General features: G+C 63.8%; 2 protein-coding genes. Both read right to left on the bottom strand.

What is annotated here, in order from left to right:
* Positions 1-23: 23 nt before the first annotated feature.
* Positions 24-263, bottom strand: coding sequence for a Trm112 family protein (locus EN893_RS35535; RefSeq protein ID WP_127267295.1), 240 nt, complete (start codon positions 261-263; stop codon positions 24-26).
* Positions 264-434: 171 nt separating this feature from the next.
* A partial coding sequence (locus EN893_RS35530) for an LON peptidase substrate-binding domain-containing protein (RefSeq protein WP_128362245.1) occupies positions 435-1,002 on the bottom strand: 568 nt, incomplete at its 5' end.

Genomic DNA, 1,002 nt, shown 5'->3' with positions numbered 1-1,002 from the left:
ACAGGGTATAAGCAGCGTGCCCCTCAGCCCGACCCACCCAAGCGCGGCAGCGGGGCCAGCACATCCTCCACCGAAAGCGTCCGCGCCTCGGAGGGCAGCATGATCGGGATGCCGTCACGCACCGGATAGGCAATCTTGGCGACCCTGGAAATCAGTTCGCCGCGCTCTGGATCCCAGGCCAGCGGCCCCTTGGTCAGCGGGCAGGCCAAGAGTTCCAGCAGCTTGGGGTCGACCTTCCTCCCGTCACGTCCATCCGCCGCCATAAGATTCTCCTCCCAGCCAGTTGCGGGCCTAAGATGTGCCGAGATTCAGGTCAGGCCCAGTCGAAAATGGCTGATACCGAGAACCGGAGCGGAGCGTACTTTTCGTACGCAAGCACCGGAAGCGCAGGAAGCCACCATTTGCAGGCCGGTCTCACCTGGATATCGACACTCTTACTGCAAACTCGAGCCAAAATCCTCATTCTCGCGCGCCAGTGCCATTTCGGTGATGGCGATCAGCGTCTCCGCCCGGGTCTTCAGGTCGGCTGCTTCGAGCAGCGCCTGTTTCTCGGCCGGCCCGTAGGGCGCCATCATCGACAGCGCATTGACCAGCATGGCATTTTCGGCGCGGCTGACGCTTTCCCAGTCGGCCTCCAGATCGTTGGCCTGCAGATAGGCGCGAAACGCCTTGAGCAGCGATGGCCGGTCGATCTCGTTGTCCGCCTGATCCTCGTCGAGATCGGCAAGGAAAGGCGCGGGCTTGCACTGGCGAAACGGCGTCTTGACCGTCAATTCGTGGGCGATGCGGAACCGGCACACGCCCTGCAGCGAAATCAGGTAGCGGCCGTCGCCGCTTTCGGAGAAGGCGATGATGCGGCCGGCGCAACCGACATTGCAGAGCTCCGGCTCGCCATCGCCGCGCAAGGCGCCGTCGAGACTGGGCTGGATGACGCCGATGAGCCGCGGGCCGGCGATCGCCTCGTCCACCATCTGCAGATAGCGCGGCTCGAAGATGTTGAGC

The sequence above is a fragment of the Mesorhizobium sp. M7A.F.Ca.CA.004.04.2.1 genome, assembly GCF_004022825.1.
In the GTDB taxonomy this organism is placed as follows: domain Bacteria; phylum Pseudomonadota; class Alphaproteobacteria; order Rhizobiales; family Rhizobiaceae; genus Mesorhizobium.
Note: the sequence above shows the minus strand (reverse complement) of the source record. Positions and strands in the feature narration are given on the sequence as shown.

Bases quoted from the DNA above. Each gene is read 5' to 3' on its own strand.
- EN893_RS35535 (WP_127267295.1), bottom strand. From the start codon at position 263: ATGGCGGCGGATGGACGTGACGGGAGGAAGGTCGACCCCAAGCTGCTG.